15 protein-coding genes are annotated in these 11,827 nt (G+C 45.9%); 10 read left to right on the top strand and 5 right to left on the bottom strand.

Annotated elements, in window-relative coordinates:
• Window positions 1-10: 10 nt before the first annotated feature.
• From thiS to FTU50_RS06845, 4 genes are all read right to left on the bottom strand, one after another.
• Window positions 11-208 carry a sulfur carrier protein ThiS gene (gene thiS, locus FTU50_RS06860; RefSeq protein ID WP_005177095.1) on the bottom strand — a complete coding sequence of 66 codons (198 nt, stop codon included), beginning with the start codon at window positions 206-208 and terminating at the stop codon, window positions 11-13.
• Between the two features lie 32 nt (window positions 209-240).
• The gene (locus tag FTU50_RS06855) at window positions 241-606 is read right to left on the bottom strand and encodes a DUF423 domain-containing protein (protein WP_005177099.1); all 366 of its coding nucleotides are present in this window, start codon (window positions 604-606) and stop codon (window positions 241-243) included.
• 221 nt (window positions 607-827) lie between these two features.
• The gene (gene rpoH / locus FTU50_RS06850; RefSeq protein WP_005177101.1) at window positions 828-1,697 is read right to left on the bottom strand and encodes an RNA polymerase sigma factor RpoH; all 870 of its coding nucleotides are present in this window, start codon (window positions 1,695-1,697) and stop codon (window positions 828-830) included.
• A 136-nt stretch (window positions 1,698-1,833) separates the two neighbouring features.
• On the bottom strand, window positions 1,834-2,070 hold the full coding sequence (locus FTU50_RS06845; protein ID WP_016658363.1) for a sulfurtransferase TusA family protein: 237 nt from the start codon (window positions 2,068-2,070) through the stop codon (window positions 1,834-1,836).
• A 385-nt stretch (window positions 2,071-2,455) separates the two neighbouring features.
• On the opposite strand from FTU50_RS06845, the gene FTU50_RS06840 reads away from it, so the two are divergent.
• A complete protein-coding gene (locus FTU50_RS06840) occupies window positions 2,456-2,668 on the top strand; it encodes a cold-shock protein (protein WP_005177104.1) in 213 nt (70 codons plus the stop codon).
• 95 nt (window positions 2,669-2,763) lie between these two features.
• Window positions 2,764-3,915: an ATP-dependent RNA helicase RhlB gene (gene rhlB / locus FTU50_RS06835; protein WP_180054827.1), complete on the top strand. Its 1,152-nt coding sequence runs from the start codon at window positions 2,764-2,766 to the stop codon at window positions 3,913-3,915.
• A gap of 112 nt (window positions 3,916-4,027) precedes the next feature.
• Here rhlB and FTU50_RS06830 read toward each other — a convergent pair whose 3' ends face one another.
• Window positions 4,028-4,408 carry a hypothetical protein gene (locus FTU50_RS06830; protein WP_005177108.1) on the bottom strand — a complete coding sequence of 127 codons (381 nt, stop codon included), beginning with the start codon at window positions 4,406-4,408 and terminating at the stop codon, window positions 4,028-4,030.
• 224 nt (window positions 4,409-4,632) lie between these two features.
• On the opposite strand from FTU50_RS06830, the gene FTU50_RS06825 reads away from it, so the two are divergent.
• The 8 genes from FTU50_RS06825 (at window position 4,633) to purF (ending at window position 11,739) form a co-directional block, all read left to right on the top strand.
• Window positions 4,633-5,208 (top strand): nitroreductase, encoded by a 576-nt coding sequence (locus tag FTU50_RS06825; RefSeq protein ID WP_180054825.1) that lies wholly within the window; start codon window positions 4,633-4,635, stop codon window positions 5,206-5,208.
• A 30-nt stretch (window positions 5,209-5,238) separates the two neighbouring features.
• Window positions 5,239-6,312 (top strand): NAD(P)H-dependent glycerol-3-phosphate dehydrogenase, encoded by a 1,074-nt coding sequence (locus FTU50_RS06820; RefSeq protein ID WP_016658361.1) that lies wholly within the window; start codon window positions 5,239-5,241, stop codon window positions 6,310-6,312.
• Between the two features lie 84 nt (window positions 6,313-6,396).
• Window positions 6,397-6,852 (top strand): phosphohistidine phosphatase SixA, encoded by a 456-nt coding sequence (gene sixA, locus FTU50_RS06815; RefSeq protein ID WP_180054823.1) that lies wholly within the window; start codon window positions 6,397-6,399, stop codon window positions 6,850-6,852.
• 33 nt (window positions 6,853-6,885) lie between these two features.
• A complete protein-coding gene (gene gspL / locus FTU50_RS06810; protein WP_180054821.1) occupies window positions 6,886-8,025 on the top strand; it encodes a type II secretion system protein GspL in 1,140 nt (379 codons plus the stop codon).
• Window positions 8,025-8,504: a type II secretion system protein GspM gene (gene gspM / locus FTU50_RS06805; protein ID WP_075175184.1), complete on the top strand. Its 480-nt coding sequence runs from the start codon at window positions 8,025-8,027 to the stop codon at window positions 8,502-8,504. The genes gspL and gspM overlap by 1 nt, the downstream gene beginning before the upstream one ends.
• A 90-nt stretch (window positions 8,505-8,594) precedes the next feature.
• Window positions 8,595-9,596, top strand: a complete 1,002-nt coding sequence (locus FTU50_RS06800) for a quinone-dependent dihydroorotate dehydrogenase (protein ID WP_180054820.1) — start codon at window positions 8,595-8,597, stop codon at window positions 9,594-9,596.
• Between the two features lie 4 nt (window positions 9,597-9,600).
• Window positions 9,601-10,176: a CvpA family protein gene (locus FTU50_RS06795; RefSeq protein WP_016658356.1), complete on the top strand. Its 576-nt coding sequence runs from the start codon at window positions 9,601-9,603 to the stop codon at window positions 10,174-10,176.
• Window positions 10,177-10,200: 24 nt separating this feature from the next.
• Window positions 10,201-11,739 (top strand): amidophosphoribosyltransferase, encoded by a 1,539-nt coding sequence (gene purF, locus FTU50_RS06790; protein WP_180036627.1) that lies wholly within the window; start codon window positions 10,201-10,203, stop codon window positions 11,737-11,739.
• Window positions 11,740-11,827 lie beyond the last annotated feature (88 nt).

The raw sequence follows: 11,827 nt of genomic DNA, 5'->3' as shown, positions 1-11,827 counted from the left end.
GTGCTCCGTCTTAGCCGCCGCCAACGGCATGAATAATTTCAATGCGGTCTTGATCATGAATAGGGGTGCTTTCCAGTCGGCTTTTCGGCACAATCATCTCGTTTTGTTCTACCGCAAAACGTTTGCCTTCCAACGCCAGTTGTTGCACCAGTTCTAGTAAATTATGGCACTGTGTCTGTTGTAATTCGCCGTTTAAATAAATGTGCATACCTGCAGTTTCCTAGCTGTTCCGTTCCCGAATTATCGGGCATATTTCATGGCATTCCAGGCCAGTACCAGCCAGCCGGCAATCATTAGCGCACCGCCAATTGGGGTAATGGCCCCCAGACCGCGCGGCAAACCTAGCGCCATCACATACAATGAGCCACAGAAAAACACAATCCCGACCTGAATCAGCAGGAAGCTGGCTTTAATGGGAAATTGAGTCATGACTTTGGCCAGAATCGCCAGTGCCAATAATCCGAGGGCATGATAGAAAAAATAATCAGTCGCTGTTTGCCACCACGCCAGTTGAGCTTCTGTTGCGCGTGCTTTTAAGCCATGTGCCCCAAATGCACCTAACATCACCGCAAGTGCTAAATTAAGGGCAGAAATTGCAATCCACATAGCAAGAATGACCTGAGTAAATTTGCGCTCAACCTTAACATTTTTCCGGGCAACGAGAAAGTGAAAAACTTTCACCCTGAAATGTCGTATTGAATCCAGCTTTTTGATTTTAGGGGGGGAGAAAATGGATTTCTTTAAGATCATCGCCCGGTTTCAGCAAGCACAGACAGCAAAAAAGGGCAGATCGCCCTTTTTTAACTTTAGCACTCTGGAATCATCACTTAGTTAGATGACATTGCCACTTTAATTTTTTCCATGGCATTTTTTTCAAGCTGGCGAATACGCTCCGCAGACACATTATATTCAGCAGCTAGTTCATGCAGGGTCGATTTATCATCATCTAACCAGCGACGCTGCAAGATATTACGCGAACGGTCATCCAGCTGCTCCATGGCTTCATGCAGGGCAGAGGTACTTTGTGCCTCATAATCTTCATCTTCGACCAGACGGGCCGGATCGTAACGGTTATCTTCTAAATAAAGCGCCGGCGCAACATGGGTAGTGTTTTCACTTTCATCATCATTTTGCGCTTCGAAAGCCGCGTCATAAGCGGTCAGACGGCCTTCCATTTCCAGGACCTGTTCCGGAGTGACATTTAGGTCGTTGGCAATCGATTTGGCTTCTTCCAGCGTCAGTTTTTTGCTGGATTTTTTCAGGCTGCGTAAATTAAAGAACAGTTTACGCTGTGCCTTGGTGGTGGCAATTTTAACAATACGCCAGTTACGGATCACGTATTCGTGAATCTCGGCTTTAATCCAGTGCACGGCAAATGACACCAGACGCACGCCCATATTCGGGTCGAAGCGTTTCACGGCCTTCATTAGACCGAGGTTGCCTTCCTGAATCAGGTCGCCTTGTGGCAAACCATAACCTGCATAACTACGCGCAATATGGACTACAAATCGCAAATGCGACATGACCAGCATTTTTGCTGCATCTAAATCTTGATCGTAATAATAACGTTCAGCTAACTCTTTTTCTTGTTCAGCCGTTAAAATAGGAATTTGATTGACGGTACTAATATAAGCACCGAGATTTACGCCTGGCGCAGATAATGACAGGGGCATCAACTGATTGCGGCTGTCACTCATGAGTTCTCCTTATAGGATCGGTGGGTCGTATTACCTGTAAATTTCATCTTAATACCAATATCCCTGCAAATTAAGGAAAAAAGGTAGAGAAATGTAAAGTTTTATGCCAATGCATGCTGTTTACTTTAATTGAAAATTATTTAATTTCAATAAAGTAATGAAACTCGTTGGCAGAAATTTGTGTCAATTCACAGCCGTACTGGTGAATCTGACAATAGCGGCTGACATCTTGCTGACTATGCGGGTCAGAGGACTTGAGCAGAAAGTGTCCGGCGCCGGTTTTTTTTAAAGCGCGTTTTAGCATCAGTAAGGGCATGGGGCAGGGTTGTCCCATCGCATCAATGATGATCATTTCATCGACAGAGTTGTCCATAATCTGCTTCAATCGGGTCTTTAAAAAAGGACTCAAAATATTAGCAAATTTGGTGCCAAATCTAAAGTTTATTTGCGGTTTTTATCAAAATATAACATTGAAAAATCTTGAATTAACTCTGTCGAAAAAAGCATGAATTCTGAATAAGATAAATCAAAAAAAATCTATTATTTGTCATAAACCCGTGTTAAGCTCGATGCGTATTTAGGATTTGAGATAGGCAGTTGTTGTTTGTCGCCCTATTACAAATTGGATGTAACCGGGATTTTGTTAATAGTTATACAGAATGATTACAAGCTTAGAAATAAAAATATTTTTAAACTTTGTTTGCTCTGCTGTTTGCAACACCGGGTGGTCCTTCTTTTTAATCAATGAGGATTAACTTATGACAGCTCGTGAACAAGGCGTAGTTAAATGGTTCAACGACACTAAAGGTTTTGGCTTTATTCAACGTAACGGCGGCGACGATGTATTCGTTCACTTCCGTGCGATTCAAGGCGAAGGCCACCGTTCGCTTCGTGACGGTCAACGTGTTGAGTTCAGCGTAGTTAAAGGTCAAAAAGGCTTCCAAGCGGAAGAAGTACAACCTTTAGACTAATCGTTGGATTAATCTGAAAAACGCTCCATCTATTGGGGCGTTTTTTGTTTATAATATGATACGTTTTTGTGATTAATAAGTTAGAGCACATTTTTATGTCATCTGGTTTTGAAACCTTAAATTTACATCCGAAACTGAGACAAGCTATTGCGGCCTTAGGTTTTAAGGAAATGACGCCCATTCAGCAAAAGGTTTTAAAATTTACTTTGGCTGGACATGATGCCATTGGTCGCGCCCAGACCGGTACCGGCAAAACCGCTGCCTTCCTCATTAGCGTAATCAATGACTTATTGAATAATCCGGTGAAAGAGCAGCGTTTCCGTGGTGAGCCGCGTGCCCTGATTCTGGCGCCGACCCGTGAACTGGCCTTACAGATTGAAAGTGATGCTAAAGAGCTGGTGAAGTTTACCGACCTGCATGTGGTGACCTTGTTGGGTGGTGTCGATTTTGACAAGCAAAAAGCGCAGCTGGATAAAAACTTTGTCGACATTATGGTCGCGACCCCGGGTCGTCTGATTGACTTTGTCGAGCAAAAAGAAGTCTGGCTGGATCAGCTGGAATTTCTGGTGATTGATGAAGCCGACCGTTTACTGGATATGGGCTTTATTCCATCGGTAAAACGGATTGTGCGTTTTTCACCGCGTAAAGAGCAGCGCCAGACTTTAATGTTCTCGGCCACTTTTAGCTATGATGTACTGAATCTGGCCCAGCAATGGTTATTTGAACCGGTGACTGTCGAAATTGAACCGGAAAAGAAAACCAATACCGATGTTGAACAGCGCGTATATATGGTGTCGAATTCAGACAAATATAAACTGCTGCAAGATATTTTGCGCGACGAGCCAATTGAAAAAGTCATGATTTTTGCCAACCGCCGCGATCAGGTGCGCCGTCTGTATGACCATCTGAAACGTGATGGCTATAAAGTGGTCATGCTATCTGGTGAAATTGCCCAGGACAAACGCCTGAAAATGCTGGACCAGTTTAAAAATGGCAAGCACAACATCATGATTGCCACCGATGTTGCCGGACGAGGCATTCACGTCGATGGCGTGTCGCATGTAGTGAACTTTACCTTGCCAGAACAGTCAGATGACTATGTGCACCGTATTGGTCGTACCGGTCGTGCCGGCACGCGTGGGATCAGTATTAGTTTCCTGGCCGAAGATGATGCCTTCTATTTGCCAGAAATTGAAAAAGCCATCGGGCAAAAATTGCCATTAACCCGTTTAGATGGTTATTGCTAGACTTTACTATGTCGTGTTGTTGCTGAGGCAGCTACCCGCATTAAAATGAAAAAATGGATCAGCTCCAAAGGACCTGATCCATTTTTTATTGCATCTTTTGATTACGTTCAGATTAGTTGGCCTGACAGCGGAAGGTGAGTACGGTCTGATAATCATCATCCTGTGCCAGCTGGGCATTACGACCCGAGATGGTGCCGAGCACAGTCGCGGCAGCCTGAATCATCTGTCCGGTCTGTTCATCGACCACGCCTTTTAAAGCGCCGTTATAAGTGGTCTGTTCATCGACCACCACCGGTGTAGCGCGGCTACCACAGGTTTTGTTGGCCGCACTAATCGCATTGTTTTTGGAGATGATATTGCTTTTACCTAAACCGGTGACTTCGTACTGATTATTTTCTTTCTGAATTGCCAGCGAAGAGGTCGGGTTTGAAGCACAGGCGGTCAAAAATAGCGCAGCGGTGGCTGCAGCACTTAAACCAATCAGCTTGTTCATGTGTGGTCCCCATATTTTATTTGTTGAATCAGTCATCTATCTAAACATATCTACACTTTTAGAGTTTGTAGAAGCTGTAAAGAAATGCAGTTTTATATAGTGGCTCTGTGACAGACAAGCCGGCCATTAAAACTCAGGATTTATACAAATAACCCAACGCAAATAGAGTAAATTCTGTGGTTTATGCTAATCTTGAGGCAGATTTTATAGATAGATATAAGCCAATGACGGATACAATGGAAGCTACGGTTCATCAGAATATTCATCAACGTCAGTCGATTGGGCATCTGGTCGAGCCGGCACCGAATGCAGCGCAGCTGGAGCGTGCCTTTCAGGCAGCCTTGACCGCGCCTGATCATCATCGTTTAAAACCGACCCGTTTTGTGGTGATTCCGGCAGAGCGCCGCGAAGCTTTTGGCGAGTTGCTGGTACAGGCTCTGGCCGATTTAGGCCAGACCGATGCGGTGCAGCTGGAACGTGTGAAACATCATCCTTTTCGGGCGCCGTTACTGGTGCTGGCACTGACCAAGTTCCAGCCGCATCCTAAAGTTCCGGATTTTGAGCAAACCTTAAGTACCGGGGCGGCGGTACAGAATTTCCTGCTGTCTTTGCAGGCCCAAGGCTTTGCCAGTATGTGGCGCAGTGGTGGCGTAGTGGAATCAAAATTATTGAAAAAAGCTTTGAAATTAAATGAAGATGATTTAATTTCAGGCATCATCTATATTGGAACTGCCGCAAAAGCGATTGCGCCGCGTGCGGACATTCAGACTGACGCCTATGTCAGTTACTGGACTGAATAAGCATCGCATACGGCTGAGGATATAAAAATAATGTCAGAATTGAATTTTGCCAGTCTGGTAGAACCGGTCAATATTGATCAGAAAACCGCATTAAGAATTACCGTCTTGGGTGGGGGCAGTTTTGGTACCGCCATGGCCAATACCGCGGTGCGTAACGGCTGCGATACCATGATCTGGATTCGGGATGAAGCCACCGCTGAAGAAATTAACCGCACTCATATCAATAAACGCTATTTGCCAGATTTTCCTTTAGAGCCGGGCTTAAAAGCAGTATCGGATCTGGAACTGGCGGTGCGCGACCGCGATATTATTCTGGTGGCCATTCCAAGTCATTCTTTTCGTGATGTGCTGAAGCAGATTAAACCGTTTATCACCTCACAGGCGGTGGTGTCTCTGACCAAGGGTATTGAGGCCAAAACCTTCTGCTTTATGAGTGATATTATTCGCGCCGAATTGCCAGAAGTGCCGTATGGGGTGCTGTCTGGCCCGAATCTGGCCAAAGAAATTGTAGCCGGGCAGCCCGCCGGAACCGTGATAGCCAGCCAGTCAGAACTGGTGCGTTATGCGGTGCAGCAGGCACTGCACAGTGCTTTATTTCGTGTATTCGGTAGTGATGATGTACACGGGGTCGAACTTGGCGGGGCGTTAAAAAATATTTATGCCGTGGCGATGGGCATGGCCGCCGCGTATAACGTCGGTGAAAATACCAAGAGTATGATTCTAACCCGCGCTTTGGCTGAAATGAGCCGTTTTGCGGTCAAGTTGGGCGCCAACCCGCTGACGTTCCTTGGTCTGTCGGGTGTCGGTGATTTATTTGCCACCTGTAGCAGTCCACTGAGTCGTAACTATCAGGTCGGTTATGCGCTGGGCAAAGGTAAAACCCTGGAACAGGCCACGCAGGAACTGGGCCAGACTGCAGAAGGGATTAATACCATTGTGCAGGTCAAAGCACGTTCTGAAGAGCTGGATGTGTATATGCCAATTACCAGCGCCTTGTATGATGTGATTTATGAAGGACAGCCGCCGCTGACGATTGCACTGGCACTCATGAAAAATGGCCATCGTAGTGATGTAGAGTTTGTATTGCCGCATCATGAAGTATAAATTGGTTAAAATATGACAGTTTGATGAACCGAACTGTCATATTTACTGCTTATAATGCGGACAAAATGAAATAAGGAAATGTATATGCAATTGACCCTAGTGCGTCATGGTGAAGCTTCACCACCCGTGCATGGTAATGATATTAAACGTCCCCTGACCGAACGTGGGCATACCCAGGCACAGCAAATGGCAGAGTATTTAAAAGATCTGATCCGTCCGGATGTGTTTGTGGTTAGTCCGCTGTTACGTGCCCAGGAAACGCTGGCGCATATCCAGACCTATTTTAAAGATGTGCCTGTGGTGATCTGCAATACCATTAAACCGGAGGATGATGCGACTCAGGCTATTGAGTGGTTATCGCATTTGCCTTATGAATCAATTGCCGTGGTGTGTCATATGAATGTGGTGGCACATATTGCAGAGCAGTTAACCGGGGAATCTTTCCATCCTTATGCGCTGGCAGAAGCGCGTATTTATGAGCAGGCGGTCATTGCTGCAGGTTTATCGACACAAATAAAAAGTTTTATTCCAGACGCATAACAACACACTTTATTTCATGGCAGTACAATAACAATGTTGCAAATATGGATGCCGGAAGCCAATGGGGTTTGGCAATGGTCGAGCGGGGAGTACTGGGTTCAGGCCAATACCCTTGAAGACCTGATTCAGGCGATACAGCTTCATCAGGGTGAAGAAGCAGTGGTGTATTTCCCGAGCCGGGATATACAGATGCTGCAACAGCAGATGAACAAGGCCCAATACAAGCAGCTGGGGCCAGAGGGGATTAAATTCCTGCTAGAAGAGTTTGTGGTATTGCCAATTGATGCCATGAAAGTGCTGCATCATTTTCAGCAGCCGGACCGCCTGACTTTACTTGGTGTGGCGCAAAGTCATGTCGAAACCTTGCAACATGCTTTGGCTTTATTACCGGTCAAAGTCACGGCCTTATTGCCGGACTTTTTATTGCTGCCGGTGCCGGAGCCTGAGCATATTGTGCTGGCCAATGTCTGTGGCCGGTTGCTGGTACGTGAAAATGAATATCTGGGCAGCTCGGTCGATGATCTGGCTTTATTTCTGGATTATCAGGCGCCTGAACAGCGTTATCAGATCAGTAATTTTACCGCCGAACAGATGCACAGTATTGAGGCCATCAGCACGCATGAGCAGTTAAGCTCCTTCCATTATGAAGTGCCGGTGCTGAAAAAAGCCAAACAGCATCCTTTTAATATTTTACCCAAAGCCAAAAGTGAATCGGGCATTTCGGGTTACTGGAAAGCCTGTGCTGCGGTATTTTTGGGGATTCTGGTGGTGCAGTTCAGTTATGATGCCACGCGCTGGTATCAGTATAAAAAAGTCGCGAATCAGACCGCGGTGCAGGCGATTGATCAGTTTAAATACTGGTTTGGGCAAAACTATCCGGTCACCGAACAAAATATTAAAAGCCAGTTTGAATATCAGTTAAAACAAAGCCAGACTGCCGATACCCAGGCCTTACAGCTGCTCAGTCGGATCGGGCCGGTATTGATGCAGAATCAGATTGTGGCCAGACGGGTCAATTATGATCTGTCCAGTCTGAATATGGAATTGCAGGCCAGTTCCGCAGCCAGCTTGCAGGCATTGACCCAGCAATTAAACCAGCAAGGCTTTAAGGTCGAGCTAGGTAATATTCAACCGGCCGCCAACGGCGCAATCGGACTGGTGAAAATACAATAATGAAAGCAGTAGAAAAAATTCAGCAGCGTTGGGATCAGTCGCTGGAAAAATTAAATGACTATTTAGATACGTTGAGCTTGCGTGAACGGATCATGGTGATTTTTACCGGTATTTTTGTGCTGGTGGCCGCCGTCGGATCGGCGCTGTGGTATATGCACGGCGCAGCAGATCAGCAGCAAAAACGGCTCAATACCTTAAAAGATCTGGTGGTGTGGATGCAAAGCAACGCCGTGACCATGAAGCCGGCCGGGGATGTACAGCTCAGCAGTCTGGAAAAAGTACAGCGCGTGGCACAGCAGCAGGGTTTATCGGTGGCATCGCAGCAGTCGGGTGAAAAAATTCAAATTGTAAGCAGTCATGCACAATATTCTGTGCTGGCCAATTTCCTGACCCAGCTGGCACAAATGGGATTAAGCATTGAAAAAATGGAATTAATTTCCGATGCCGGGCAGATTAAATTAACGGCGACAGTGCAATAACCGGTAAAAATAAACAATGGTCAAGCATGGTGTTTTCAACAATCTGGGCCTATAATAGGCCGACTTAAAAAGCCGTAGACTTTTGCCGATATGTTGTATTCTCTTGCCCGCCCTTTGTTGTTTTCTTTGGCACCGGAGCGTGCACATGAGCTCACATTATCTTTATTAAAATCAGGTCATAAAATGGGCCTGATGCGTCAGCAGGTGGCAGCAAAACCGGTCACCTGTATGGGTATTGAATTCCCGAATCCGGTAGGTCTGGCTGCAGGCCTGGACAAAAATGGTGCCTATATTGATGCACTGGCCGCTCTAGGTTTTGGTTTTATTGAAATTGGTACCATCACCCCGCGTCCGCAAGCCGGTAATCCATATCCGCGTCTGTTCCGTTTACCGCAGGCCAAAGCCATTATTAACCGCATGGGCTTTAATAATGATGGCGTCGATAAGCTGATTGAAAACGTCAAGGCCGCCAAATTTAAAGGCGTACTGGGGATTAATATTGGTAAAAATGCCGATACTCCGGTAGAAAAAGCGGTTGATGATTATCTGATCTGTTTAGAAAAAGTTTATAATTACGCCTCTTATATTACGGTCAATATCTCATCACCAAACACCAAGAATTTGCGTAGTCTGCAAAGCGGCGATGCCCTGACCGAGCTGTTGCAAACCTTGAAACAGCGTCAGTTGGCGTTGGCCGAAGAGCATCAGCATTATGTACCGTTGGTGCTGAAAGTTGCGCCAGATTTAGAACTGTCCGATATTGAATTTATTGCCCAGCAATTACTGCAATTTAAAATTGATGGTTTAATTGTGACTAATACCACCTTGTCTCGTGAAGGGGTAGAGAATTTGCCACATGGCGATGAAGCCGGTGGTTTATCGGGTGCGCCAGTATTTGAAAAGAGTACCGCGTGTCTGGCAGCCTTTGCCAAAACTTTAGAGGGCAAAATTCCTTTAATTGGTGTTGGTGGTATTCTTTCAGGTGAGCAGGCAGTTGCGAAACGCAATGCCGGTGCAACTTTGGTACAAGTGTATAGCGGTTTGGTCTATACTGGCCCGGAACTTGTGAAAGATTGTGTAGACGCACTTTAAAGTCATGAACGCCATCGATATCTTTATACTGATTATTCTGCTCATTGGAGGGCTTAACGGTTTGCGTCAAGGATTTATTAAAGCCTTTGCGAACTTGGTCGGTTGGATTTTTGCCCTGATTGTGGCGGCAAAATATGCTTCCGTTCTAGCGCCTTCAATGACCGCTCTCAGTGCTGATCCGGTGGTTCAGAAAATTGCGGCCTTTGCTTTTATTGTGTTGGTGATTGTGGTGCTGACCTGGATGGTGAGCGCATTATTAAACCGCATCTTGAAATCGCTGAAACTGGGCCCATTAAATCGTTTAGCCGGTGGTGCGTTTGGTACCCTCAAAGGTCTGCTGATTGTGCTAATTGCCATTCAGGGCATTGGGCCGTGGGTCGAAAGTTCGCCGCACTGGAAACAGTCCAAATTTATTCAAACCCTTTTACCTTATGCGCCTTGGGCCACACAAATGTCCAAAGATGCCGCCAATGAGGCTTTACAGCACATCAAATCAGAAGATGCTCCGAAATCTTCTGGTTCTTCATCTGAACCTGAACGAAAGGGCGCAGATGAGTCAACGAATAATCCTTTTTATTAATCCTAGCTGGTCTGCGAGGTTGCTATGTGTGGAGTAGTTGGTATAGCTGGTAAATCACCTGTTAACCAAATGTTGTTTGATGCATTAACGATGTTACAACATCGGGGACAAGATGCAGCTGGGATTGTCACTTGCCATGAAGGTCGCTTGTTCTTGCGTAAAGACAATGGCATGGTGCGTGATGTATTCCATACCCGTCACATGCGTGCCTTGCTGGGCAACTACGGGATTGGTCATGTGCGTTATCCGACGGCAGGTTCATCTAGCAGTGCAGAAGCGCAGCCGTTTTATGTGAACTCGCCGTACGGTATTACCTTGGCGCATAACGGTAACCTGACCAATGCCGAAGAAATTCATGAAGACCTGTTCAAGACCGATTTACGTCACATGAATACCGATTCAGATTCAGAAGTACTGTTAAACGTTTTTGCCCATGAATTACAAAAACGCGGCAAGCTGGAGCCGGCAGCAGAAGATATCTTCCATGCGGTAACGCGTGTGCATGAGCGTTGTAAAGGGGCTTATGGCGTGGTGGCCATGGTGACCGGTCAAGGGATTGTGGGCTTCCGTGACCCGCATGGGATTCGTCCGTTAATTTACGGTTCGCGTGAAACCGATGAAGGCATGGAATACATCATTGCCTCTGAATCGGTGGCAATTACGGCCCTGGGCTTTAAAGTCGAGCGTGACCTGGCACCGGGTGAAGCCATCTTCATTGACTCTAACGGCCAGATGTTTACCCAGCAGTGTGCGGCACAATCTGAATATCATCCATGTATTTTTGAATATGTGTATTTTGCGCGTCCAGATGCGACCATTGACGGTATTTCGGTTTATAAAGCCCGTTTAAAAATGGGTGAGAAGCTGGCGCAAAAAATTCTGCGTGAATGGGGTGAGGAACACGATATTGATGTCGTGATTCCAATTCCAGATACTTCGCGTACTTCGGCCTTGGAACTGGCCAACACCTTAGGTGTTAAATTCCGTGAAGGCTTTATGAAAAACCGTTATATCGGTCGTACCTTCATTATGCCAGGTCAGCAGCAGCGTAAAAAATCGGTACGTCAAAAGCTGAACCCGGTTGAGCTGGAATTTAAAGGCAAGAACGTGTTACTGGTAGATGACTCGATTGTGCGTGGTACCACCTGTAACGAAATTATCCAGATGGCACGTGATGCTGGTGCCAAACGCGTATTTTTCGCTTCAGCGGCGCCAATGGTGAAATATCCAAACGTGTATGGTATTGATATGCCGGCTAAATCTGAGCTAATTGCCTCTAGCCGTAGCGTCGAAGAAATTCGTGAAATTATTGGTGCTGACCGTCTGATTTTCCAGGATCTGGAAGATTTAAAAGCTGCAGTACGCACCCATAAAGTGCCAGAAGTCAATAATTTCGATTGCTCGGTGTTTGATGGAGTCTATGTTGCTGGCGGTATTGATGAAGCCTATCTGGATAATCTTCAGCAAAAACGCAGCGATACAGCCAAAAAGAAAAAAGACAATTATATCGATGTGAATATTGATGCTGCATCGGTAGATTTGACCGGTTTGAAAGAAGAATAATTCTTGTAAAACTGGCAGGAAAAGCGGGAAATTCCCGCTTTTTTCATTTATGATGTCGCCTAAAGACAATGTAATTTAAGGAAATTTA

Origin of the sequence: Acinetobacter sp. YH12112, assembly GCF_013418945.1 — a bacterium.
GTDB lineage: Bacteria > Pseudomonadota > Gammaproteobacteria > Pseudomonadales > Moraxellaceae > Acinetobacter > Acinetobacter indicus.
Note: the sequence above shows the minus strand (reverse complement) of the source record. Positions and strands in the feature narration are given on the sequence as shown.

What these genes read in the sequence shown, in the direction of transcription:
- thiS (WP_005177095.1), bottom strand. Translation starts at nt 208, where the DNA reads ATGCACATTTATTTAAACGGCGAATTACAACAGACACAGTGCCATAAT.
- FTU50_RS06855 (WP_005177099.1), bottom strand. Translation starts at nt 606, where the DNA reads ATGTGGATTGCAATTTCTGCCCTTAATTTAGCACTTGCGGTGATGTTA.
- rpoH (WP_005177101.1), bottom strand. Translation starts at nt 1,697, where the DNA reads ATGAGTGACAGCCGCAATCAGTTGATGCCCCTGTCATTATCTGCGCCA.
- FTU50_RS06845 (WP_016658363.1), bottom strand. Translation starts at nt 2,070, where the DNA reads ATGGACAACTCTGTCGATGAAATGATCATCATTGATGCGATGGGACAA.
- FTU50_RS06840 (WP_005177104.1), top strand. Translation starts at nt 2,456, where the DNA reads ATGACAGCTCGTGAACAAGGCGTAGTTAAATGGTTCAACGACACTAAA.
- rhlB (WP_180054827.1), top strand. Translation starts at nt 2,764, where the DNA reads ATGTCATCTGGTTTTGAAACCTTAAATTTACATCCGAAACTGAGACAA.
- FTU50_RS06830 (WP_005177108.1), bottom strand. Translation starts at nt 4,408, where the DNA reads ATGAACAAGCTGATTGGTTTAAGTGCTGCAGCCACCGCTGCGCTATTT.
- FTU50_RS06825 (WP_180054825.1), top strand. Translation starts at nt 4,633, where the DNA reads ATGACGGATACAATGGAAGCTACGGTTCATCAGAATATTCATCAACGT.
- FTU50_RS06820 (WP_016658361.1), top strand. Translation starts at nt 5,239, where the DNA reads ATGTCAGAATTGAATTTTGCCAGTCTGGTAGAACCGGTCAATATTGAT.
- sixA (WP_180054823.1), top strand. Translation starts at nt 6,397, where the DNA reads ATGCAATTGACCCTAGTGCGTCATGGTGAAGCTTCACCACCCGTGCAT.
- gspL (WP_180054821.1), top strand. Translation starts at nt 6,886, where the DNA reads ATGTTGCAAATATGGATGCCGGAAGCCAATGGGGTTTGGCAATGGTCG.
- gspM (WP_075175184.1), top strand. Translation starts at nt 8,025, where the DNA reads ATGAAAGCAGTAGAAAAAATTCAGCAGCGTTGGGATCAGTCGCTGGAA.
- FTU50_RS06800 (WP_180054820.1), top strand. Translation starts at nt 8,595, where the DNA reads ATGTTGTATTCTCTTGCCCGCCCTTTGTTGTTTTCTTTGGCACCGGAG.
- FTU50_RS06795 (WP_016658356.1), top strand. Translation starts at nt 9,601, where the DNA reads ATGAACGCCATCGATATCTTTATACTGATTATTCTGCTCATTGGAGGG.
- purF (WP_180036627.1), top strand. Translation starts at nt 10,201, where the DNA reads ATGTGTGGAGTAGTTGGTATAGCTGGTAAATCACCTGTTAACCAAATG.